At 35.1% G+C, this 25,248-nt stretch carries 13 protein-coding genes; all 13 read left to right on the top strand.

What is annotated here, in order from left to right; translation table 11 throughout:
* The first annotated feature begins 56 nt into the window (after positions 1–56).
* The 13 genes from CLU83_RS12530 (at position 57) to CLU83_RS12470 (ending at position 25,219) form a co-directional block, all read left to right on the top strand.
* Positions 57–1,985 (top strand): glucosamine-6-phosphate deaminase, encoded by a 1,929-nt coding sequence (locus CLU83_RS12530; protein ID WP_100431924.1) that lies wholly within the window; start codon positions 57–59, stop codon positions 1,983–1,985.
* A gap of 164 nt (positions 1,986–2,149) precedes the next feature.
* Entirely contained in the window at positions 2,150–5,161 is a 3,012-nt protein-coding gene (locus tag CLU83_RS12525) for a TonB-dependent receptor (RefSeq protein WP_100431923.1), read from the top strand.
* 18 nt (positions 5,162–5,179) lie between these two features.
* Entirely contained in the window at positions 5,180–6,793 is a 1,614-nt protein-coding gene (locus CLU83_RS12520; RefSeq protein WP_100431922.1) for a RagB/SusD family nutrient uptake outer membrane protein, read from the top strand.
* Positions 6,794–7,132: 339 nt separating this feature from the next.
* Positions 7,133–9,457, top strand: a complete 2,325-nt coding sequence (locus CLU83_RS12515; RefSeq protein ID WP_100431921.1) for a GH92 family glycosyl hydrolase — start codon at positions 7,133–7,135, stop codon at positions 9,455–9,457.
* A 282-nt stretch (positions 9,458–9,739) separates the two neighbouring features.
* Positions 9,740–12,013, top strand: coding sequence for a GH92 family glycosyl hydrolase (locus CLU83_RS12510; RefSeq protein WP_100431920.1), 2,274 nt, complete (start codon positions 9,740–9,742; stop codon positions 12,011–12,013).
* A 7-nt stretch (positions 12,014–12,020) separates the two neighbouring features.
* Positions 12,021–12,587, top strand: coding sequence for a hypothetical protein (locus tag CLU83_RS12505; protein ID WP_100431919.1), 567 nt, complete (start codon positions 12,021–12,023; stop codon positions 12,585–12,587).
* Between the two features lie 226 nt (positions 12,588–12,813).
* The gene (locus CLU83_RS12500) at positions 12,814–14,607 is read left to right on the top strand and encodes a hypothetical protein (RefSeq protein ID WP_100431918.1); all 1,794 of its coding nucleotides are present in this window, start codon (positions 12,814–12,816) and stop codon (positions 14,605–14,607) included.
* Positions 14,608–14,691: 84 nt separating this feature from the next.
* Positions 14,692–15,549 carry a DUF4861 family protein gene (locus CLU83_RS12495; RefSeq protein WP_100431917.1) on the top strand — a complete coding sequence of 286 codons (858 nt, stop codon included), beginning with the start codon at positions 14,692–14,694 and terminating at the stop codon, positions 15,547–15,549.
* Between the two features lie 85 nt (positions 15,550–15,634).
* The gene (locus tag CLU83_RS12490; protein ID WP_100431916.1) at positions 15,635–17,221 is read left to right on the top strand and encodes a glycoside hydrolase family 28 protein; all 1,587 of its coding nucleotides are present in this window, start codon (positions 15,635–15,637) and stop codon (positions 17,219–17,221) included.
* Positions 17,218–18,288, top strand: a complete 1,071-nt coding sequence (locus CLU83_RS12485) for a phosphatidylinositol-specific phospholipase C1-like protein (protein WP_232727091.1) — start codon at positions 17,218–17,220, stop codon at positions 18,286–18,288. The genes CLU83_RS12490 and CLU83_RS12485 overlap by 4 nt, the downstream gene beginning before the upstream one ends.
* A 17-nt stretch (positions 18,289–18,305) precedes the next feature.
* On the top strand, positions 18,306–20,135 hold the full coding sequence (locus tag CLU83_RS12480) for a metallophosphoesterase (RefSeq protein ID WP_100431915.1): 1,830 nt from the start codon (positions 18,306–18,308) through the stop codon (positions 20,133–20,135).
* A gap of 55 nt (positions 20,136–20,190) precedes the next feature.
* Positions 20,191–24,225: a two-component regulator propeller domain-containing protein gene (locus CLU83_RS12475; RefSeq protein WP_100431914.1), complete on the top strand. Its 4,035-nt coding sequence runs from the start codon at positions 20,191–20,193 to the stop codon at positions 24,223–24,225.
* A gap of 121 nt (positions 24,226–24,346) precedes the next feature.
* Entirely contained in the window at positions 24,347–25,219 is an 873-nt protein-coding gene (locus CLU83_RS12470) for an inositol oxygenase family protein (protein WP_100431913.1), read from the top strand.
* The last annotated feature ends 29 nt before the right edge of the window (positions 25,220–25,248 follow it).

Below are 25,248 nucleotides of genomic sequence, written 5' to 3'. Positions count from 1 at the left end.
CCAACGGATTTGTTATAAATATTTAATCAATAAATTAATCAAAAAAAATAAAAGCAATGTTAAAAAGTGATATAGACAAAGCGACAAGTTTTGAAAAGAGATTTGAAAATATAGGAACTGTTGTTTATGAAAATTCAGTAATAGGTTCCAAATCGGTAGCTCAAGAAATAGCAGGTTTAATAAGAGAAAAGCAAGCTAAAAACGAGCTATGCATATTGGGTTTAGCAACAGGATCAAGTCCTAAGAGTTTATACGCAGAGCTGGTTCGGCTTCATAAAGAAGAAGGACTCAGTTTTAAAAATGTAGTGTCATTCAATCTTGATGAATATTATCCTATGGAACCGGATTCTATAAACAGTTATGTTCGGTTTATGAACGAATTATTGTTCAATCATATAGATATTCTGCCGGAAAATGTACATATTCCAGATGGTACTTTATCGAAAGAACTAATAGGAGATTATTGCAATGATTATGAAGCTAAGATTGAAATGTATGGAGGTCTTGATCTGCAGATTTTAGGAATTGGCGGTAATGGGCATATCGGATTTAATGAATCTGGGTCTCTGCAAAATTCAAAAACCCGTTTGGTTGCTTTAGATCATATTACCCGTGTGGCAGCAAGTAATGATTTTTCGGGTCTAAATAATACGCCAAGAACTGCAATAACTTTAGGCGTAAAAAAGATTATGGAAGCCAAAAGAGTTATACTGCTGGCTTGGGGTGAAGGAAAATCGAATATAATTATGTCTTCTGTTGAAGGTCCAGTGACCAATCAGATTCCGGCAACTTTTTTGCAGGAGCATAATAATACCACTTTTGTTTTAGACAAAGCTGCAGGTTCAAAATTAACGCGTATCAATACGCCATGGCTGGTCGAAAAAGTGAATTGGACAGATACTCTTATCAGAAAAGCTGTTTTAGGTTTGGCACTGCATTTGAAAAAACCAATACTAATGCTGACTGATGCCGATTATATTGAGAATGGAATGAGTGATTTGCTTGCCGATTTAGGGCCGGCTTATGATATTAATATTAAGATTTTCAATAAACTGCAAAACACCATTACCGGATGGCCGGGCGGAAAACCCAATGCAGATGACAGTAAACGGCCAGAGCGGGCTGAACCGGCAAAAAAGCGAGTTCTTATTTTTAGTCCTCATCCAGATGATGACATTATAAGTATGGGAGGAACCTTCAAGCGCCTGCATGAGCAAGGGCATGAAGTGCATATTGGTTATCAGACCTCAGGAAATATTGCTGTAGCCGATGACGAAGCACTGCGTTTCGCCAATTTTGTATGCGATTACAATGAAAAATTTGGAATTGCAAGTATCGAAGCTGATGATATTTACAATAAATCAGTTCAGTTTCTTAAAAATAAAAAAAACAGCGAAACTGATATCCCAGAAGTTAGAAATATTAAAGGTTTGATTCGAAAAGGCGAAGCGCAATCTACATGTCATTTTGTGGGATTGCCAGACGGCCAGATTCATTTTATGGAACTTCCGTTTTATGAAACAGGTACGATAGAAAAAAAGCCATTGTCAGAAGAAGATATTCAAATAACTATGAATCTGATTGATAAAATAAAACCGCACCAAATTTATGCGGCCGGGGATTTGGCCGATCCGCATGGCACTCATAAAGTATGTTTGGATGCAGTTTTTGAAGCTGTAAAAAGATTGAAAGAAAAAGATTTTATGAAAGGCTGTTGGGTTTGGCTATACAGAGGAGCTTGGCAGGAATGGGGAATAGATGAAATTGAAATGGCAGTGCCAATGGGACCAGATCAAGTGCTGGAAAAGAGAAAAGCAATTTTTAAACATCAGTCACAAAAAGACGGAGTGGTTTTTCAAGGTTCAGACAGCAGAGAATTTTGGCAGCGTGCCGAAGATCGAAATAGAGAGACCGCAGATTTATACCATCAGCTGGGATTAGCACATTATGCAGCAATGGAAGCCTTTGTGAGGTGGTTATATTAGTAAGGTTTTAGGTATATAATATATTAAAAAGATGGCTTGTATCCCTTATTCTCATTGACTTCATTAAAAATATCCATATTTGTGAATAATCTGTCCATTATTTTAACAAATCATTAATCTTAATTTTGCTAAACAATTAACCAAATAACTAATTTAAATGTAATATGGAAAAACTTAAAATTTTATTATTCGCCTTTTTTGTAGGCTTATCAATTAATTGCTGGGCGCAAAAAACAGAAATCGCAGGTGTGGTTTTGGACGAGAAGGGTATGCCCCTGCCAGGTGCCAATGTACTTGAAAATGGTACTTCCAATAGTGCTATGACAGATTTTGATGGAACATTTAAGATATCTGTTTCAAATAAAAATGCTGTATTGGTAATTTCTTTTGTAGGCTTTGTGGAGCAGCGTCTCAAATTAGATGGAGCAAAATCTAAGTATACAATTAAATTAGCTTCAACTACTACTACCTTAGAACAAGTTGTAGTGGTTGGATACGGGAAAGGATCTCGTAAAAATTTAACATCTGCCGTTACTTCTGTAAAAGCGGATCAATTGAATAATGGAGTAATCAGTGACGTTGGTCAATTGCTGCAAGGTAAGGTTGCGGGGCTTAATGTATCGGCTAGCGGTGATCCTACCAAAGCTTCTTCAGTGGTTTTGCGTGGTGCTTCAACGTTAAATAGTTCTCAAGGACCATTTTATGTTGTAGATGGTATTCCAGGTGTTGACATTTCTATTATTGCACCAGAGGATATTGTTACTATCGATATCTTGAAAGATGCGGCAGCAACTGCTATTTATGGTAATCGTGCTGCAAATGGGGTTATTATGGTAACCACCAAAAGAGGAAGTAAAGACAAAACGCTAATTAATTACAGTAATTATTTTGGTTTTGAGAAAGTAGCAAGCCAACTTGACATGATGGATGCAAATCAGTTAAGAGCATTTGTAACAAAGAATAATTTGAATTTCACTCCCGAAAACGATAAAGGAGCGAATACAGATTGGCAAAAAGAAATCCTTAGACCTAAGTACGCTAAATCAATGAGTCATAACCTTTCGATGAGCGGTGGTGGTGAGCATGGTAATTATTTTGCAAGTGTAAGCTATATCGATAAAGAAGGAGTTCTTTTAGACAATAACTTTTCAAGAACAATCGCGCATTTAGCAGTTGAGCAATATGCTTTTGATGATAACGTTAAATTTGGTTTGAATGTTACGAACTCTAACAGTATTTATAAAAATGTGCCTCAACGTAATACAGCACTTTTACAGTCTGTTAGCCATCTTCCAGTTTCACCAGTAAGAAATCCAGACGGAACTTATTTTGAAAATTTCATAGCAACTGGTTATTTTAACCCAGTTGCTTTGATTAATCATGGAGATGATGATACGAAAACTAATAATTTTGTGGGTAGTTTTACAACAGAAGTAAAGCTTCCATTCGGTTTCACTTATAACTTAAATCTTTCTTACCAACAATTAAATTCATTGCATGGTGAGTATTATGACAGTTATTATCAAAAATACAACAGTGCCAATTTTTACAATAATCCAGATCCACCACAAGTACACTCATTAATGAATTTTGGTGTAAATGGATCAGCATTAAGAAATTCATATCAGAGTTCAAATGCTATTGTTGAAAGCTTTTTAAATTGGGATAAGACTTTTGGCGAACACAAAATTAAAGCTGTTGTTGGTTACTCTTGGCAAGAAGATGTTTTGGGTGACGGATTTCAAGCGACAAACACAAACTTTCCTGTAGATAATGTAAGTTATAATAATCTTGCTTTAGGAAATTATGGTGCAGTATCAGGTTACAAAGTAGATTTTGGTGACAGTAAAGCTTACCAGAAAAAACGTTTGATTTCTGAATTTGCACGTTTGAATTACAATTACAAAGATAAATATCTTTTGCAAGGATCTATAAGAAGAGACGGAGGATCAGTATTTGGAACAAATAATCAATGGGGTTATTTTCCTTCAGTAGGTGGTGCTTGGAGAATTGACAAAGAAAATTTTATGCAAAACCAAAGTGTTTTCAGTGACTTGAAATTTCGTGCAAGTTACGGAGAAACAGGTAACTCATCAGGATTCAATGCTTATACGGCTCAATTTATCTCAGGAAGTCTTGGTACATTCTATTATAATGGACAACAAGTTGGTGCTTATGGACCAAATCAAGCGGCAAACCCAGATTTGAATTGGGAAAAAACTGCAACCACAAACATTGGTGTTGATTTCGCGATATTAAAAGGAAAAGTGTCTGGTTCTGTTGAGGTGTATGACAAAGAAACAACAGATATGATTTTTAATTATGCTGTAAATTCAGTACTTGTGCCAGTGGGTACAATTGTAGCCAACGGAGGTGATATGTCAAACAAAGGTGTTGAAGTTACTTTGAATAGTACTCCAATCAGAACTAAAAACTTTAGCTGGACTACGAGTTTGAATTATTCACACAACGAAAATATCATCACCAAATTGAAAAACCCAAATTTTGTCGGAGGAGATTCAATACGAAGAGTTTCGCCTGAAGGTGGTGGACAAACAGGTAGTACTTTGCAAATTTTTAAAGAAGGAAAACCTCTTGGACAATTCTTTACACTTCAATATGAAGGAAAAAATGCAGCTGGTGTTTCTCAATATTTAGCCAAAGACGGCAGTTTGACAACAAGTCCTGCTATCGGTACTGATTACCATTATGCAGGTAGTGCACAGCCTAAATTTTTATTGGGATGGGATAATAATTTCACTTACAAAAAATTTGATTTGAACATATTCTTCCGTGGAGTATTTGGTAATAAAATTTTCAACGCTACTCGTGCCGATTTATTCAGGCCTAGTACCGCAATGTCAAACAATATTCTTGTAGATGCTGCAAATGAATCGCCAAATGACCTTAATGCTTATAAATATTCAACAAGATTTATAGAAGATGGCAGCTATATTAGATTAGACAATATGACTTTTGGTTATGATTTTGGTCAAGTTGGTAAATACATAAAAAAGATACGTATCTATGAGACAATCAATAATGTGTTTGTTATTACTAAGTACACTGGAATTGATCCAGAAGTTGAACAAGGAGGAACTGCTCCAGGTGTAGATTCAAATAACTTTTATCCAAAAACAAGAACCTTTTTGTTCGGTTTGAACGTGATATTCTAAAAATTAAATTAACACACTATGAAAAAAATATTTAAATATATAGGACTTCCAATACTTGCGGTTGGTATGTTATGGTCTTGCGAAAATCTTGACGTACCAATCACGACACAACTTACACCAGATGTATTCCCTCAGAACTCTGCACAATATATTCAGACAGCAGGTCCAGTTTATGCTGCTTTTCGTGGAGAGTTTTCATTTGCATGGTGGTGGTCACAATCGCTGACTACTGATGAAGCAATTATGCCTGCCAGAGGAGGTAACTGGTTTGACAATAGAAATTATATTGCAATGCATTATCATGATTGGACAGCAGACAATGGTATCATAGGCAGTCTTTGGGATTGGTCATCAAAAGTTATTGGGACAAGCAATCAGACTATTTCAATTTTGAATCAAGCCATGCCTGAAGGAGCAGAAAAAGCGACTATGATTTCAGAATTAAAAACAATGCGTGCCATCTCTTATTATATAATGATGGATAGCTACGGGAATGTGCCTTTGGATACTGTTTACGGAGATTTTAGTTCACATACTAAATCGGATAGAAAAGTGGTTTTTGAATTTATCGAAAAAGAATTAAAGAAAGCCATACCTAATTTAAGTGCTGCATCTGGAATAACAACTTATGGCAGACCAAATAAGCAAACAGCAAATGCTTTGTTAGCTAAATTGTATTTGAATGCCGAGGTTTATACAGGAACGGCACGTTACAATGATTGTATTGCTGCTTGTGATGCCGTTATTAATTCTGGATTGTATGCTGTTGAGCCTAGAAGTACTTATCTTCAGATGTTTTATCCAAATAATGGCCCGCAAATGAAAGAATTTATTTTTGCGATTCCTTATGATCCTGCAGCTGTCAGTGTAGGTTTCAATGGACAAATGTATCATTCACGTTACGATGTGCCGCGTTCTGAAAGAGCAAAGTTTGGTCTGCCTTTTACGCCTAGTGCACCTAGAAGTACCTTGCCAGAATTTTATGCAAATTTCGACGATGTTAATGATATTCGTAACAAGCAATGGTTAACCGGTTTGCAGTTCATGAATGATGGAGTTACTAAGGTAATGGTTACAACAACGAAAAAAGGGTATGACCAGTTCTATACTGGATCAGATGGTGGTGCGAGTTATACCTATCAGGTAGACTTGACTCCAGATATTGTTCTTCGCCAGAGTGTTACTTTGTTCGATTTAGGTAATGATGAAATTGCTTGGAATATGGGGTACAGAAATATCAAGTTTTATCCTGATGCAACTTCAACAAGCCGTAACCAAAATAATGATGTACCGTTTTTACGTTATTCAGATATTCTTTTGATGAAAGCTGAAGCGATTCTTCGCGGAGGTAATTCAACTTTGGGTCAAACAGCACTTACATTGGTAAATATGGTACGTTCCAGCCGTTCTACTTCTGCAGCTTGGACAGGTGTAACTTTAGACGATCTTTATAAAGAAAGAAGCCGAGAATTTACTCAAGAAGCATGGCATAGAAACGATATGATTCGATTTGGAAAATATGAAGGGAAATGGGGATTCAAAACAAATACTGATACCTATCGCCGTATTTTTCCTATTCCAACTAATGCTTTGGTTTTAAATCCTGCTTTAATTCAGAATCCTGGATATTAATTAATTTAAAAGCAAATTGCTGATAGATTTTATTTCATAAAAAGGAGAGGAAGATTATATTTCTTCTCCTTTTTTATTAAAAAAATATTTTGGGTTTATTTTGAAAATCTCATTTTTTCCATGCATTATAGAAAATAATCGAATGCAATTTATAACGACTGAATAACGATAGCTTTATTAAGCTCTGTATCATTTTTGTTAATTGGTTTTTTTGAAAATAATATGGAAAATAATATTTCTAAAGGCATTCTTGTGTACAGTTTTTTTTAGATTTGACCAATTGTCAGATAAAAGCAATGCAGCAACAAATATATAGTCCTGTCAATACAGATAAAACAAATGAGACTAAATAAAATTTTAAAAATCGGAAAAATAGGAATAAGTTTTGCTTTTATTTTTCTAGTATCGTGTAAAACCGAAAAAACAGCTTCTCTTCCAAAGGATCAATTAAAAGAACAATTGGTGGATAAGGTGTATCCTTTGCTTGATACGGAAAACTCAAGGTGGTTTTTCTTTTCCTCCGCAAGCCGTCCGTTCGGTATGGTGAATTTAAATCCGGATACAGAAATTAATGGTGATTGGGGCTGTGGATACAAATATAGCAGTGATACAATAAAAGGCTTTAGCCATATTCATGAATGGCAAATGTCTGGGCTTTCGGTAATGCCGGTAACCAGCATTGGTGAAGCCAAAAAAAGCATATTTAAAGATTTTTATTCTAAATTTAGTCATGACACCGAAAAAATAACACCTGGATACCATTCTCTGATATTAGATCGATACCAAATTACTTCGGAATTGACCAGTACCAAAAGAGTTGGTTTTCATAAATATACATTCCCTGAAAATGCGCAAAAGGCAATCCTTTTTAATCTGAATACCGTTTTGGGCCCTTGTAGCAATACAGACGGGACATTAGTAAAAGATAATGATTATGAACTTTCCGGCACATTTGTGATGAGCCCTAATTTTAGAAGACCAAAACCGTTAAAGGTGTTTTTTAAAATTATATTCAAAACGCCAATTGTTTCGGCAGAGAAAGATGACGCAACGGGCAATTATTTGGTCAGTTTTGGTAAATCAGATAATAAAATATTCATGAAAGTGGGGATTTCCTATACCTCGCTTGAAAATGCCACAATCAATATTCAAGAAGAATTGCCACATTGGGATTTTGATAAAGTAGTTTCAGAATCCAGAAACGAATGGAATAATCTGTTGAGCAGAATTAAGGTTGAAGGCGGAACAGAAACAGATCAAAGACGATTTTACACTGACCTTTGGCACGCTTTGCAAGGACGAAAAATGATTAGTGATGCAAATGGAGCCTATCCTGATAATACGGGAGAAAAATTCAGAATTGGACAATTGCCACTCAATGCTGACGGAAAACCAAAATTTAACCAATACAATTCCGATGCTTTTTGGGGTGCCCAATGGACAATCAATACGCTTTGGGGTCTTGTTTATCCCGAAATCATGGAGGAATTTGTACATTCATTAATGCAGTATTACAAAGATGGAGGAATGATCCCCCGCGGTCCTTCTGGCGGAAATGATACTTATGTCATGACGGGAGCTTCAGCAACACCTTTTATTGTTACTGCTATCCAAAAAGGAATAGTGAAAGATGATTTGGAATTCATTTATACAGCACTTAAAAAAAATCACATGTTAAACGGCATTATGGGAAAAGCGGGATATGAACATAATACAGATAGCGGAGGTGGATTAAAATATTATATGGAAAAAGGCTTTGTTCCTTATCCAATCCCCGAAGGTAATTTTGGAAGCCATCAGGACGGTGCGAGCCAAACGTTAGAATATGCCTATCAGGACTGGACTTTGGCACAATTGGCCAAGAAATTAAATCATCAAGAGGATTACAGCTATTTTTTGACCCGATCTAAAAATTACCAAAATATTTTTGACAAAACAGCCGGATGGATGCGTCCTAAAAATGTGAATGGAGAATGGCTTGTAAACTTTGATCCTTATAAATATGAAAACGGTTTTATAGAATCCAATGGCGCACAGTCAACATGGTTTGTGCCGCATGATATTGATGGTCTGGCGGTATTAATGGGAGGAAAAGAAAAAGCGGCTGAAAAATTGAACAGCCAATTTGAAACTGCTCAAAAATTAAAATTTACTTCAGGCACTTCACACGATGCCGAACTGCATCCTGAGTTTAGCCGTATTCCGATAAATTTTGGGAATCAGCCGTCAATACAGACATCCTTTGTTTTTAATCTGTTGGGAAGACCTGATTTAACGCAGTATTGGACCAGAAATGTGATTAAGGAAACCTTTAGCGGGTTAGCTCCAGACACGGGCTACAATGGAGATGAAGATCAGGGGTTAATGGGAAGCCTTAACGTATTGTTCAAAATTGGTCTGTTTCAAATGAATGGCGGTACGGAGGAAAATCCTCAATATCAGTTAGGAAGCCCGCTATTTAATAAAGTGACCATTCAATTGAGTCCCAAGTATTATTCAGGCAAAAATTTTGTTATTGAAGCCAGTAATAATAGTGCAGAAAACGTGTATATTAATAAAATAGATTACAATGGCAGACCAGTAGAAAAATCCAGTATTTCTCACAGGGATATTACTAATGGAGGAAAATTAATTTTAGAAATGTCAAATAAGCCAAAACAGTAAATGCTTTTAATGTGTTAATTAAAATATTGTCAATAGATTCCCCCTGTAGTGTGTAGTTTTCGTTTTATAAAAAACGAACCATATAGTCACATAGATTTATAGTTAATGATTAAAGAATGAATAGAAAATACCACTATTTTTTGCATAGGTTTTTATGTAAAAAGAAAACAGCTGATCAAATTCTTTTCAAATACTATAAATTCTATGTTTCTATGGTGTTTATGAAAAATTGGACGAGGGAGTTAATAGATGTAAAAAACTGCAAAGAAATAAAATATGCAAATGAAAATGTGTGCTAAGGTTATAATGTTAGCGATATCGCTATTCTTTATTAATAAGAGTAATGCCCAAAATCAGCTGCACAATTATGTAGATCCCATGATTGGGTCAGAAGGGGATGGCAGAGTATTTATCGGTCCTTCCTGTCCTTATGGTATGGTAAAACCAAGTCCGGATTGTACATCAAGACCTAATAGCGGATGGCTGCCGTTGCCAACGGAAGTAACAGGATTCAGTCAGGTTCATGTTAGCGGAACCGGCGGTGGTCCTAAATACGGAAATATACAGATTATGCCTTTTTCAGGAGCTTTAGATAAATTAGACCAAACGTCGCATAGGGCTGAAGAAAATGTGAAATTGGGTTATTATGAAACGGTTTTCAAAGAAAATCAGATAAAGACTGAAATAACAACAGCTGAGAAAACTTCTTTTTATCGCATTACGTATCCTAAAAACACAACCAAAGAGTTAAAGATTGACCCAGGTTTTTTCTTGGGAGAAAATCCTGAACCCTACGCAAGAGAAGCCCAGCAATTTGTTGGTTCCCAAATAGAAATTGTTTCGGATACCGAAGTTAGGGGATACAGCAGAATTAATGGAGGATGGAATAACGGCCGCGCTTATACGGTTTACTTTTGGGCTGTTTTCGATCAGCCAATTGCGAAATATGTTACTTGGAAAGACGGTAAATTTTACGTCAATCAATCGGCGCAATTTGATTCAGGGAAAAAAACGGCTGTTTTAGTTTCTTTTGGTAAAGAAGGAAAACAAGAACTGAACGTTAAAATCGGAATCTCGTTTTTGAGCGAGCTGAAAGCAAAAAACAATATTGAAACAGAAATTCCGCACTGGGATTTTAATACGGTTTTAGCTGATTTGGAAAATAAATGGGAGCAATTATTAAGCCGTATTAAACTGTCGCCTGACACTTCCGCAGAATATAAAAAAATGTTTTACACTGGTTTGTATCATACTATGCTGGCGCCTGTAAATAGAACAGGAGAAAATCCTTTGTGGACGAATGATGAACCTTATTACGATGATTTTTATTGTATTTGGGATACTTTTAGAACTTCAAGTCCTTTGATTACGCTAATTGATCCTAAGCGACAGGTCGAAATTGTAAATGCTTTACTGAATATATACAAGCGTGAGGGTTATTTGCCGGAAGGCAGAAGCGGGAATGATAACGGCCGAACCCAAGGCGGTTCCAATGCCGAGACTGTGCTAGCCGATGCTTTTGTGAAAAATCTAAAAGGAATCGATTATGAGCTGGCATTAAAAGCGATGCTGAAAGATGCCGAAGTTCCTCCAGGAGGCAATGAAGAGCGAGAAGGACGTGGCGGATTATTGGAATATTTGCGGTTGGGCTATGTGCCTTTTGGCATTGACCGCGCTGGAAACCGTACGATAGATTATGCTTACAACGATTATAATATTGCTACAGTTGCCAAAGGATTGAATCATATGGAAATCTATGATAGATATATGAAACAAGCCGATAATTGGAAGAATTTATGGAGAGCCGATTATGAAAACAATGGTGCCAAAGGTTTTATAATGCCCAAAGATGCTTCTGGTAAATGGCTGGATGATGTTGTTTTTGGTGAATCCAGAATTCAAAAGCCAACGTATAAATATACTCCGGTAATTACTGAATCTCCTTGGTACGTTTGTCATTGGTGCGTTTTTTTTTATGAGGGAACTTCTTGGGAATATTCTTTAAGTATCCCGCATGATTTACCCGAAGTTGTTCGTAAATCAGGTGGTGATTTGGCCTTTAAAAACAGGTTGGATACGTTTTTTGATACTAAATTGTATGATGTCTCCAATGAGCCTTCTTTTTTAGCACCGACTATGTATCATTGGATTGGAAAACCCTATTTAAGCAGCGACAGAATCAGGGGAATCATTAAGGAGAATTTCAATACTTCCCATGAGGGTTTACCTGGAAATGACGATTCGGGAGCGATGTCTTCTTGGTTGGCTTTTCACATGATGGGTTTATATCCAAACGCTGGTCAGCCTTATTATTTACTGAATACGCCTTTAATTAAAGAAACGATTCTGCAGTTGGAAGAGGGTAAAAGTTTTAAGATTACGGCCAAAAATTTAAGTGATACTAAAAAGTATGTAAAATCGGCTTTATTAAACGGAAAGCCTTATAACCAAGCATGGATTTTACACGAAGATATTGTTAAGGGTGGCGAATTGATTTTAGAAATGGATTCAAAACCTTCGGCATGGGGAACAACTATTTTACCGCCAACAAAATAAGCAGCAGATGAAAAATATATTTTTAGCAATCGTTTTTTGTTCACTTTTTCAAGTAGTGAAAGCACAAGACTACATGCCCACGATTAAAAACAAAACAGAATTAAATTATGTCTGTAAGCTTCATGGTCAAACAAGGACTTTGTCGCTAACAGCGAAAAAGGTTACGGACACACTTGTATTGAATATGGATACAAGAGGTGTAAAAAGCAGTATTGTAACATTGCCGGAAGGCTTGAAAAACGGAAATGCATTATGCTATAATCAAGGTGAAACTTCTCCTGTTTTAAATTTAAAGCCAACTGAAACATTTTTTATGATTTCGCGGTCAGCCTATCAGGATTTACTAAAAAACAATAAGTTTATTTATAACAATACCACTTATGTTTTAGATACAAATACCGATAAAAGCAGTGTTTCAATTGACGGAAAATCAGTTGATGCTTTGCATGTGGTGGCGCAGATAGATGAAACTGAAATGTGGATAATGAAAAATCCTGATTTTCCTTTAATCTGCAAAATGACGAAAAATCCGCTTGGTATAAATTGGACATTAGTAAAGGTAGTTGACAAGTAAGAAGTTAATGTGGTTTTTTAACACATAGAAACATAGATTCTATAGATTTAAGAGTAGGCGTTTCACTTATTTAAAATGCACATAGTTATCTATGTGAAAGAAATGTATTTCTTTTTCGTATTCTTTTTTAAACATAAAACCTATGTTTCTATGTGTTTAAATTATTTAATGTCTAATTTTTCATAAACGCCCCTATATTAACTTAAACCAACTAAAGAACGACAGTATGAAACATCAAATGAGCCGTGGAGAATTTATCAAACTAGGAGGCTTTACATTAGCGGGGGCTTTGGTTAGTGATATTGTTTCTGCAAATGATTTTTTAAACAGCAATACGGCAAAAGAGGATATTCAATTAATGAAAAAACTCATTTTGAATAATGATGCCAAAGTGAAGAGCATATTGAATAAAGCGCCACTTGACCCAACCATAAGAGTAAGTAATTTTCGTCCTATAGCAAGCTCCATAGCAGTTATGGCTGCTTCAATTTCCAATTCGAAATCCGAATATTACAAGTCCAAACTTTTGGCCGATAAACTAAATCAGGCAATAGATATTCTGCTGAAAGAGCAATATCCTGATGGTACATTAGACGCTGGAGGAAATATGCAGTCTCCACCCGATACAGCTTTTATTTTGGAATATATATGTCCCGCCGCAGCAGTTTTAAATCTGGAAAAGCAAAAAGATTTAGAGATACTGAGAGACAAATTGAAAAAGTTTATTGTAAATGCAGGAGAAGCTATGATTACTGGAGGCGTTCATACTCCAAATCACAGATGGGTTATTTGTGCAGCTTTGGCAAATATCAATTCCCTGTATCCGGATCCAAGATATATTCGAAGAATTAATGAATGGCTTGCTGAAGGTATTTATATCAATGAAGATGGAGATTATTCAGAAAGAAGCGGTGTTTACTCTGCGGTTATTGACAAAGCGTTAATTACTATGGCAGGTTTGCTGCATAAACCGGAATTATTGGAGATAGTCAGCAAAAATCTGACAACCTGTTATTATCATACAGAAACCAACGGAGATTTGGTTACTGTCAATTCCAAAAGGCAGGATCAATTTATGAATCTGACTGTCGTTAAATTTTATTTGCAATACCGTTATATGGCAATTCATACTAATAATCCAATGTTTGCCTATATGGTTACTGTTATTGAAAATCTTCCAAGTTTTATCAATGATGTACTGTCGGATTCGCTGGTATTTTTTATGGAAAATGAGGAATTTCGAAAACAAATACCTGTTGAGGGCAAGGTTGTAAATGATTTTGAAAAGTTTTTTGCAGTATCTAATTTGGCAAGAATCAGACGCGGAAAAATTTCTGTAACACTATTTGGAGGTAATGATAAACCGATTATGGTTGTTTCAGGAAGATCCTCAAATCCCAACTTTTTGATGTATAGAAAAGGCGATGCTATATTAAAATACATGCGTCTGTCCACTTCGTTTTTTAGATTGGGCTATTTTAGCAGTGATGGTATTGTAAAAGAAGGAAATAAATACATCTTGAAGGAGATTAAAGAAGCAGATTATTACCAGCCTCTAGCGGAAGAATTTCGCAAAGCTGATGGTGATTATAAATTATCCGAATCACCGGATGGACGATTTTGGAATAAAATGGATTTTGATTCCAGAACTAAAAGCAATGTGAAAAAACAAGTTACGGTAATCGAAATCACTGAAGACAATGGAACGCTGAATTTAGATTTTAAAGTTGACGGTCCTCCAAATGTTGAAGTGACAATCGAAATGTGTTTCAAGGAAGGAAGTAATATAACTGGAGCCATAATGGACGAAAAAAAGAATTATTTCCTTAAATCCGAAATGGGATTGCTTTCGCTGGGAGCAGATACTGTACAGTTTGGACCAGGAAAATGCGAACATTTAAACGTAGAAAATTTGGACAGTGAAGAATATACTTATCATCAGGGCAGTCTGCGTACCAATGGCGAGCATGTTTACATTACAGGATTTACGCCTTTTCATCATAAAATGACAATTTCTTAATAATATCAAGGAATTCTTCATGTATTTTTGAAAGGTTGTTTTAATTTTACGAAAATTAAAATTAATCCATAAATAATTGAAATTATGAAATTATCATTTATTGCCGCTTTGCTGTTTTGCTGTATTTGTTTTGGACAAAATAATACAGACACCAGTTTGTATATGAAGGCCGAAAAATCAGAAAAAATAACATACCTGACTGATATAGGTTCAGAATCAGGGGATTTATACAAGACAATCGGGCATCACGGACCTGCTATCGAAAACGAGTGGATGGCATTGAGAATTTATTTTAGTGATAAAGTGGCTATCGACGTTTATAATAAAGCAAAAGCAGGTTTAGAGTTGAAAAAAGCACAATGGTATCCAACTCCGGAACAGCAAAAAGAAGGATGGGGAGCTGATTATTATAAAGTTGCATCTACTGTTGGTTTAGGAGGAATACGCCTTTGGGACGGAGAAAAAGTATTGCCGTTGAATCCGGTTACGAATCGTTTAGCCCGTGTTGGAAAAACAGACACTACTTCATGGATGGAAATGATTTCAAGAGGAGTTCCTTACAAAGGGAAAAAAGTAGATATTTTAGTTCGTGTAACCGTATTTTCTGGAAAAAGAGAGGCTAAAGTAGAAGCCGTTAGCTTAACTGGAGAAAAAGTGCAGTTTGTTACCGGAGTAAATTATTTTAAAGATTTTGAAACCAAAAAAGGAGCTAATTATATCGCCGTATGGGGAAAACATCCTGAAGACGTAGCTGCTGAAGTTATAGGGATTGGAGCAGCAATAAAGTACAATCCTAAAGATTATGTAAAAAATACAGATGACGGAACTCAGTATCTGCTGATCTCTAAGCCAACTGTGTCTTTAGAAACAAAAATTATATCTTCAAGCGAAAGAGAACAGGAACTAAATACTTTGGATAAATTAGAAGCCTATATAAAATAGACTGATTATCCTTAATTTGAGCCAATGGAAAACGGTTTTAGTTTAGTATGTTCTTGTTTAAATTGTAAAATAATAAAAGAATAAAATGTCAAAAATTAAGCTAAAACTGTTTTTTATTGCTTTATTGGTCAGTCATTTTTTAATTGGATTTAAGTGCCATGCGCAAAAAGTAACTCAATCTCAAAAGGAGTTTCTGATTACGGATTATGGCTCAAAAGCAGATGGGAAAACGGTCAATACAACAGCTATTCAAAAAGCAATTGATGCTGCTTTCAAAAATAAAGGGGGCGTGGTAGTTTTTCCTAAAGGCATCTTTTTGTCAGGAAGCATTATATTAAAAAGTAATGTAACCTTATATTTTGAAGAAGAATCGGTTTTATTGGGAAGCACAAATCCCAAAGATTACTTTAATATGGCTTTTGAGGGAAGACCTGTTTCTCTAAAAAATGACGACAACTCCCAAATGGCTTTAATTTTAGGGCATAAAGCAAATAATATTTCACTCAAAGGAAAAGGAAAAATAGACGGTCAGGGTTTAAAATTGGCTTTGAATATCGACAGCCTTCATCATGCCGGTATTGCTGTTGACCCAAAATACAGCATTCGCAGAAACAGGCCAAACGAAACCATGAGACCCAAATTGCTTCGCTTTTCGCAGTGTGATAATGTTTTAATCGAAGGGTTGAAAGCAGGAGAAGCTTCCTGCTGGGGATTGTCCTTTGAATTATGCAGTAATCTTACGCTCGATAATCTTACTATTGTGAACCGCTCGTATTGGAACAACGACGGAATAGATATCACGGATTGTAGAAATGTGAAGGTAACCAACTGCGATATAAATGCTGCCGATGACGGTATTTGTCTAAAATCATATTACCCCGGATATTATAATGATTCGGTTTATATTGCCAATTGTACGATTAAATCCAGTGCCAGTGCCATAAAATTTGGAACCGCTTCTTTTGGCGGATTTAAAAATGTGACCATCAAAGATATTAAGGTTCTCGATACTTTTCGTTCAGCCATTGCATTAGAATCTGTAGATGGTGCTTTTATTGAAAACATTGATGTTTCAAACATACAAGCAGTAAATACAGGTAATGCCATTTTTATACGGTTGGGACAGCGAAGCGGCGATAAACCGGGAAGTATAAAGAATGTGTCTATAAAAAATATAAAAGTTCAAGTGCCATTTGGCCGTCCAGACAGCAATTATGATTTGAGAGGGCCGGAAGTTGATTTTTTCCATAATCCGTTTCCTTCTTCAATAGTTGGTTTGGAAGGTTATGCAGTCGAAAATGTAACTTTAGAAAACATTGAAATAAATTATCCGGGAAGAGCTTCAAAAGGAATGGCTTATATTCCGTTAAACCGACTGAATCAAGTACCGGAAGCAGTAAAAGATTATCCTGAATTTTCTATGTTTGGTGAATTGCCTGCTTATGGTTTTTATGTGAGACATGTAAATGGATTAAGTATGAAAAATATCAAATTAACATTGGAGGATGCTGATTTTAGACCAGCTTTTGTTTTTGATGATGTTCAAAACTTAAAAATGGAAGCAGTAGATCTTCCGAAAGAAAAACAGAAACAACTTGTCTTTAATAACGTTGTTACAGCCGTTTTGGAAGATCAATTATTGGAACAGAAACTTGAAATTAAGAGTAAATGATGATTGTAAATATTCGAAAATATTGTCCTGTTCTATTAATTTTAGGTGTCATCATTTGCAGTTTTACAAATGATGGTGTACATCTTAATGACATTCAGGTTATTGGCAGTCATAATTCTTATAAAATCGCTATTGAAGAACCTTTGTTCAACTATTTGTTTAAACTGGATTCTTCAAGAGCAAAATCACTGCAGTATAGTCATATTCCCTTGGAAGAACAACTGGATTTAGGATTACGAAATTTAGAATTGGATGTTTTATATGACCCCAACGGTGGCTATTACTCGAATCCAAAAGGATTGGAAATAGTAAAAAATTTAGGGCAGGAACCTATGGCTTTTGATAAAGAGCAAAAGCTTAAAAAACCGGGTTTGAAAATGTTCCATATTCAGGATATTGATTTTAGAAGTCATTATCTATTGTTTAGGGAAGGCTTATTGGCTCTGAAAAAATGGTCTGATAAACACCCGAATCACACGCCGATTTTTATTTTGATGAATACTAAAGATGATGTTATCGAAAAATTGCGTAAGCCATTGCCTTTTACTGCAAAAGCTTTGGACAGCATTGATATAGAAATAAAAAGCGTTTTTTCTGCTAAACAGCTTATTACACCAGATTTGGTTAGAGGAAAACACAAAACTTTAGAAGAAGCAATTCTAAAAAAGGGCTGGCCGGAGTTGAATGCCGTGAAAGGGCGTTTCCTTTTTGTATTAGATGAAAAAGAAGAAAAAATCAATCGGTATTTAGAAAATCATTTTTCGTTAAAAAACAGAATTTTATTTGTTAACAGTAAAGAGGGAAATCCCGAAGCAGCATTCCGAATTATAAATGACCCAATCAAGGATTTTGACTATATTAAAGAATTAGTGGCTAAAGGTTATATGGTTCGCACCAGAGCAGATTCTGATACCAAGCAGGCTAGAACAAATGATTATACTTCGTTTGAAAAAGCCAAAGCATCTGGAGCACAAGTCATCTCAACCGATTATTATCTGCCATCCAAATTGTTTAAATCGGATTTCAAGATTTCTTTTGAGAACAATACTTTTGAACGAATAAAATAATTAGAAAATAAAGTTATATGTTAAGAATATCGGGTTTGATGCTGCTGTTACTTTCTTTTAATGCCTGTAAATCACAACAAAAAGAAATGAAGCCTTCTCTGGAAATTGCTTTCATTGCTGATGTTCATCTGCAGGATATTTTTCCAAAATTTGAAGACAATAATTATCAGGGAATCAAAAATCCGGTAACGGGCGAATATGCTAATATCAGGACGATGAACTCGCAGCTGCATTCTACCCGAATTTTCAATGAAAATTATTTTGCCTTTTTGGAAGCCTTGAATGATATCTCGAAAAGAGGAATTAAGCAAGTGGTGCTTCCTGGGGATTTTAGTGATGACGGACAGCCAATTCACGTGAGAGGATTGAGAAAAATACTGGATGAGTATTCCAAAAAATACAGCATGTCATTTTTTGTTACAACAGGAAACCATGATGCGGTACGGCCTTTTTCTCAGGAGGCGGCAAAAACTGATTTTTTAGGCAAAGACGGTAAAGAACAAATAATCAGCAGTTCTAGAACTAACTTGACCAAAGAGGAGAATCAATTGGAACCTATTATTACTTCTGATATAAAAAATGGAGGCTACAAAGAGACATTGAATGTAATGGCGGATTTTGGTTTCTTTCCACAAAAAAACTATTTGTATTGGGAAACGCCTTTTTCAAGTTATGGGTATGAAGACTATGATTTTGATAAAGCTTTAAAAGCATCCGCATTAGAAAATAGAACGTATGTCCTTAAAAACACCAATTTATTACTTCCCGATGCCAGTTATTTGGTTGAACCAATAAAAGGAGTCTGGCTTTTGGCAATCGATGCCAATGCGTATGTCCCAAATCAAAAATTATCAGGATTGGCAGACAATCCGCATGATTTTTCAGGCGCAAGCATTGGTTATAACAATGTGCTCATTTATAAAAAACATTTAATAGACTGGGTAAAAAAAGTGGCTGCAGAAGCAAAACAAAGAGGAAAAATACTGATTGCCTTCAGCCATTATCCGATGGTCGATTTTAACGATGATACTTCACCAGAAATGAAGCTTCTTTTTGGTTCCAATAAAATGCAGCTGGACAGAGTGCCTAATGAAGAAGTTGCCCAGACATTTGCCGATGCAGGTATCCAGATTCATTTTGGAGGACACATGCACATTAACGATACGGGAGTACGGACAACTGCAAAAGGCAATACTTTATTTAATATTCAAACGCCTTCCTTGGCCGCTTATATGCCAGCGTATAAAATACTGATTGTTCATTCTAATTCTGAAGTTGAGGTAGAAACGGTCGTGGTGGGTTCTGTTCCAAAGTTTAACAGTTTATTCCCTTTTTATGAAGAAGAGTACGCCCATCTGCAAAATATAAAAAGCCCGAATATTTGGAATAAAGAGATTCTGAAAGCTAAAGATTATGAAGATTTCACCCAATGGCATCTGAAAGAATTAGTGCGTCTTCGGTTTTTGCCAGAAGATTTTCCGGTGGATTTTTTAGCTTCTATTTTAAAACTTTCCGGTAAAGATTTATTGCAAATCAACAAAAATGCTTTAGCAGTTGATGCAGTATTGTCATCCAATAATTTAACTCTCCAAGATTTTGAATCATGGACCGGTTTTGATATGATATTTGATTTTTACAGATTAAAAAATGCTGATGAATTAGCCATTCCGGAAATTGGCGCTAAGAGATTAAAGCAATACCAAATGGTATGCGAGCAGTTAGAAAAATCGGGTGACGGGAAATTGGTTTTGTGGTCAAAAATAGTGCTGAAAACAATGAATGGACAGCCTTCAAATCATTTTAAAATTAATCTGAATAACAGTCAGATAGAGCGCATAAGCCAATAGAAAAACCTTGAAATTATTGGTGCAAAAATTGTAAATTGCATATATAAATCATTTTATGAAACAGAATTCCTTTATATTATTTTTTAGTTTAGTCACTTTTTATTTTTCGCATTCACAGAATATAAAATTTGATCATTATAATGACAACAATGGATTGTCTCATAATTCTGTTAGGCATATTGTTCAAGACAAAAAAGGTTTTTTATGGTTTGGCACATTCTCTGGACTGAATCGTTTTGACGGCTATCAGTTTAAAAAATACATGAGTTCTTCGACAAGTGAAAACAGACTGCAGAATGATGATATAACAGCTTTAGAGCTTGATGAAACCTCCAATAATTTATGGATAGGCACAAGAAAAGGACTGACACTTTATAAAATTGACACCGACCAGTTCACTACTTTTTTGCCGGAAATAAATAATCCAAAAAGTCTGCCGGACGAAGAAATCAGAGCAGTGCATGCAGATAAATTTAAAAGGATCTGGGTAGGAACCAAAACCAAAGGAGTTTATCTGTTTTTTCTAAAAGAAAACCGATTCGAAAAAGTTTCAATACCTGGATTTGAATATGTAAATGAAATTTTTGAAGACAAAAAAGGAGGGATTTGGGTTGGCAGTTATGAAACCGGATCGGTGGCAAAAATTACTTTAGACAGTAAAGGCGAAATTGTACGCATTAATAATTATGCTTTAATCGTACCTAATTCTGGCGGAAAGAATCCGTACATTAATTTTATTTATGAAAATGCTAAGTCTGATATTTTTATAGGAACCCGTGAAGGCTTGTATAAACTTGATAAATCAGCAAATAAATTTATAAATCTGTATATTGAAAATAAAGAAATAAGGAATAATTTAGGACCTTATTTTTTGTCGGTGGCACAGGCTCCGGACGGGAAATACTGGGTTGGGACTCTAGGAGGCTTACTTGTCTGCAGTCAATTGGAAGACATACAAAAAGGGAATTATAAATGGTATTATTCAAAATTATCTGACGATACCTCAATAATTGACAATTTAGTATCGGCATTGTATTTTGATTCTTCCGGAGTTTTATGGATTGGAACAGAGGACGGATTAGACAAATACGATCCTTATGAAAACCAGTTTGTTCTCAATAAAGACATATCAAATTATATAGGAAATCAAGCTCCCCGCATACGCGGTTTTTCTAAAACCTATGATGGAAAAATAATTGTGGAAACAAGGCACAATGGACTTTTTATATCTAATGCTAAAGGTTTCATTCCTCTATATGACAGTAAAAAAGACATGGCAAGTATTTATTCCGATGATGGAAAAATATTCTACTGCGGGCTCTGGAACGGCAATGTGCTGGTTTATAATTATATGAACAATTCTTCAAAAGAGGTTAGTGTAGGATTTAATACAACACCAGTATTTGCTTTTAATAAGATTGGGGAACAAACTGTCATGATTGGCTCTTTTGGAGAAGGAGCGGTTATATTAAATACGAAAACACTGCAGGTACAAACTGCTTCGGGCAAATTACTTCCAGGTTTTCAAATCAATGCCATCGAAACTGATAATGCTAATAATGTTTGGTTTGCAACAGAAACAGGCGTTGCGAAATACAATATTAAATCGGGTCAGATTAAAATATATAAGGCGCTGTATGCAAAAGAGAAAGGTATACCCCACGATGATAATATTAGTGATATTCTGGTTGATTCAAAAGGCAGAATATGGGCTTCTACACGTGTAGGTTTGTGTCTTTATGACCGCTTAGATGATAATTTTAAACCCATTGCCAATCCCAAAGAACTATCCGGAAATTGGATTACAGATATGTTATCGGACATCAATGGGGATTTATGGTTAAATATCAATAACAATACTATTGCAAGACTTAAATCCAATTTAAAAGATGTAAATGTTTACCATGTAAAAAGCGGTAACAGACTGGATGTTTTCAGTTCAAGCAGTTTTTTTAATTTTAACAGTTCGACCATTTATTTAGGAAGTAAAAATGGGATTATTTATTTTTCGCTTGATAAAATAATAAATAATAAATGGTCTCCAGCGCCTATTATTACTGAATTCAAAATTCAGAATGAAGAGATATTCCCAAGAACAGAAATTAATGGGCAAGTACCGCTTTTGAATGATTTAAATTACAGCAAAAAGGTGGAGCTCAGTTATAAAAACCGCGATTTCTCGCTTCAGTTTTCCACACCTTCTTTTACAAATGAAAAGCTTAACAGGTTTGAATATATGCTGGAAGGTTTTGATAAGGACTGGATCACTACGAATAGTAATTCAAGAACTGTTCAATATACCAATCTTTTTCCGGGGAAATACGTTTTTAAAATAAAATCAAGCAATAGTGACGGGCATTGGAGCAAGACAGTTTCTTATGAAATAATAATCCGCCCGCCTTTCTGGCTGACACCAATGGCCCTGCTGTTATTTTTAGTGCTGTTATCTGTTGTTTTTTATTTTGTTAGAAAAGAAATCAGAAACCGTATCCGATTAAAACAGGAATTACTGACCGAAAAAATAAACAGGGAACAGGATATTAAGCTGAATAATGAAAAGCTCCGTTTCTTCACAAATATTTCTCATGAGTTAAGAACACCTTTGACTCTGATTTTAGGGCCAGCCAAACAATTAATGGAAGAAGGAAATGCCAGCGAATATCAAAAAAGCAGGTATAATCTGATTCATCAGAATGCGAGCAGAATGCTAAATTTGGTTAATCAGGTACTGGATTTTAGAAGAGCGCAGGCAGGAGAATTAAAACTTAAAGCTTCAGAAACGGATATTGTTGCCTATTCTAAAAATATCTTTGATTCTTTTAAAGAACTGGCTTTCAATAAAAACATTATATTAAACTTTAACACAGAAAATGACACTATAATTGGCTGGGTAGATAATGACAAGTATGATAAAATTTTATACAATCTTTTATCCAATGCTTTAAAGTTTACAAATAAATATGGCACAGTAGATTTGTTTATCCGATTAAAAGACGGAGAAAATATATTAGTTATTGAAGTAAGCGATAACGGAATAGGAATTCCTTTAAAAAGTCAGGAGAAAATTTTCAAGCGCTTTTATCAGGTCAGCAGCAGTAAAACACACAATACAGGATCAGGAATTGGTCTGTCATTGGTAAGATCATTGGTAATACTTCATAAGGGAAATATTAAAGTTGAAAGCACACCTGGAAGCGGAAGTACATTTACAGTTGAAATTCCAATTGACCGCAGTTTTTATAATGATAAAGAAGTATTCGAATATGTTTTAAAAACCAGCAATCTGAGTATGTCTATTCCTGAAAAAACGGTGAAAAAGATACTTCAAAATACAGAGTTAAAACAAAAAATATTAGTTGTTGAAGACAATACGGAACTTAGAAAATATTTAGTGGATTATTTATCCGATTATTACAAAGTTTACGACGCAGAAAACGGAATGGAAGGACTTAAAATCTGCAGGCAGATTAAACCTATACTATGTGTTGCTGATGTCATGATGCCGGTTATGAACGGACTCGAATTTTGTGCCGAACTAAAAAAGGATGAGTTTATCAGCCATATCCCGGTTGTTTTATTAACGGCACTTTCTGAAAATGAAGATAAGGTAAAGGGATACGGTATTGGAGCAGACGGTTATATCGTAAAACCATTTGAACCTTCGTTACTTAAAACAGTTATAGAAAATATTATAAAATCAAGATTAGAATTAAAGGAAAAATTCTCTGGCGAAGTAGAAAGCAAGGTCGGTTTGCTTACACATTCTCCTATTGACGAAGAGTTTATGACAAAAATTACGGCTTTGATAAATGACAATTTGGACGAGATTGATTTGTCAACAGAATTTTTGTGTGATAAATTAGGAGTAAGCTCTTCAAAATTATACCGAAAAATTAAAGAGCTTACAGATTTGGCTCCGAATGAATTTATCAGAACCATACGTTTGAAAAAAGCAGCACAGCTTTTAAAGACAAAAAGATATAATGTTTCTGAAGTAACAGAATTAGTAGGTTTTAATGACCCCTTATATTTTAGCCGATGTTTTAAAAAACAGTTTGGATTTCCGCCAAGCAAGTTAATTAGCGGCTAATGTTCTAAAGTGGTATGAATCATCCGTCTAATTGAAATATATCCATATTTTTGATGAATTAATCCATTTCATTTCCTAGGTGAAACTATATTTTTGTCTTGTAACTTTTAATTTAAAAGACATGAAAAAAATAATAGATACAGATAAACCGCTAAAGAATTTGGACGAATGGGAAGATGATTTATTGATACGTTATCCAGATCCAGCAGAAAATACAAAAGAAAAAGAAGAGTTTAGAAATTATGTAGATTCAGAAAGAGTAGAAACGGTTAAAGAGTTCTATAGGATGAATCACACCTATCAAACTTATGATTTTGTGTGCAGTAAAGAGGAAGAATTTCTGCAGTTCAATAAAAAAGAAATGTCAATCTGGGAAGCGGTAGATTTTTTGAACACGCTTGTTGATGACAGTGACCCGGATATTGATTTAGACCAGACACAGCACCTTTTACAGACTTCAGAAGCTATTAGAGCAGATGGTCATCCAGATTGGTTTGTGCTTACTGGTTTTATCCATGATCTCGGAAAAATTTTATGTCTGTTTGGTGAACCGCAATGGGCTGTTGTAGGAGATACTTTTCCTGTAGGCTGTGCATATTCAGATAAAATTGTGTATTCAGAATTTTTCAACGAAAATCCAGATTATACCGATGAGCGTTTCAATACTAAATTGGGCGTTTATACCGAAAATTGCGGACTTGATAATGTAAAGATGAGTTGGGGACATGATGAGTATCTGTATCAGATAATGAAAGATTATTTGCCGGAGCCAGCATTATACATGATTAGATATCATTCATTTTACTCACAGCATAGAGAAAATGCCTATGCGCATTTAATGAACGAGAAAGATACAGAAATGTTCGAATGGGTCAAAAAGTTCAATCCTTATGATTTATATACAAAGGCTCCAGTAAGACCAGATGTTAAAGCATTACTTCCATATTATAAAGAATTAGTGGCTAAATATCTGCCTGAAAAATTGAAGTTTTAAAGAACTTCACTTATTCGCTTCTTACTGTT

Origin of the sequence: Flavobacterium sp. 1, from assembly GCF_002797935.1 — a bacterium.
Classification (GTDB): domain Bacteria; phylum Bacteroidota; class Bacteroidia; order Flavobacteriales; family Flavobacteriaceae; genus Flavobacterium.
Note: the sequence above shows the minus strand (reverse complement) of the source record. Positions and strands in the feature narration are given on the sequence as shown.

Bases quoted from the DNA above. Each gene is read 5' to 3' on its own strand.
- CLU83_RS12530 (WP_100431924.1), top strand. From the start codon at position 57: ATGTTAAAAAGTGATATAGACAAAGCGACAAGTTTTGAAAAGAGATTT.
- CLU83_RS12525 (WP_100431923.1), top strand. From the start codon at position 2,150: ATGGAAAAACTTAAAATTTTATTATTCGCCTTTTTTGTAGGCTTATCA.
- CLU83_RS12520 (WP_100431922.1), top strand. From the start codon at position 5,180: ATGAAAAAAATATTTAAATATATAGGACTTCCAATACTTGCGGTTGGT.
- CLU83_RS12515 (WP_100431921.1), top strand. From the start codon at position 7,133: ATGAGACTAAATAAAATTTTAAAAATCGGAAAAATAGGAATAAGTTTT.
- CLU83_RS12510 (WP_100431920.1), top strand. From the start codon at position 9,740: ATGAAAATGTGTGCTAAGGTTATAATGTTAGCGATATCGCTATTCTTT.
- CLU83_RS12505 (WP_100431919.1), top strand. From the start codon at position 12,021: ATGAAAAATATATTTTTAGCAATCGTTTTTTGTTCACTTTTTCAAGTA.
- CLU83_RS12500 (WP_100431918.1), top strand. From the start codon at position 12,814: ATGAAACATCAAATGAGCCGTGGAGAATTTATCAAACTAGGAGGCTTT.
- CLU83_RS12495 (WP_100431917.1), top strand. From the start codon at position 14,692: ATGAAATTATCATTTATTGCCGCTTTGCTGTTTTGCTGTATTTGTTTT.
- CLU83_RS12490 (WP_100431916.1), top strand. From the start codon at position 15,635: ATGTCAAAAATTAAGCTAAAACTGTTTTTTATTGCTTTATTGGTCAGT.
- CLU83_RS12485 (WP_232727091.1), top strand. From the start codon at position 17,218: ATGATGATTGTAAATATTCGAAAATATTGTCCTGTTCTATTAATTTTA.
- CLU83_RS12480 (WP_100431915.1), top strand. From the start codon at position 18,306: ATGTTAAGAATATCGGGTTTGATGCTGCTGTTACTTTCTTTTAATGCC.
- CLU83_RS12475 (WP_100431914.1), top strand. From the start codon at position 20,191: ATGAAACAGAATTCCTTTATATTATTTTTTAGTTTAGTCACTTTTTAT.
- CLU83_RS12470 (WP_100431913.1), top strand. From the start codon at position 24,347: ATGAAAAAAATAATAGATACAGATAAACCGCTAAAGAATTTGGACGAA.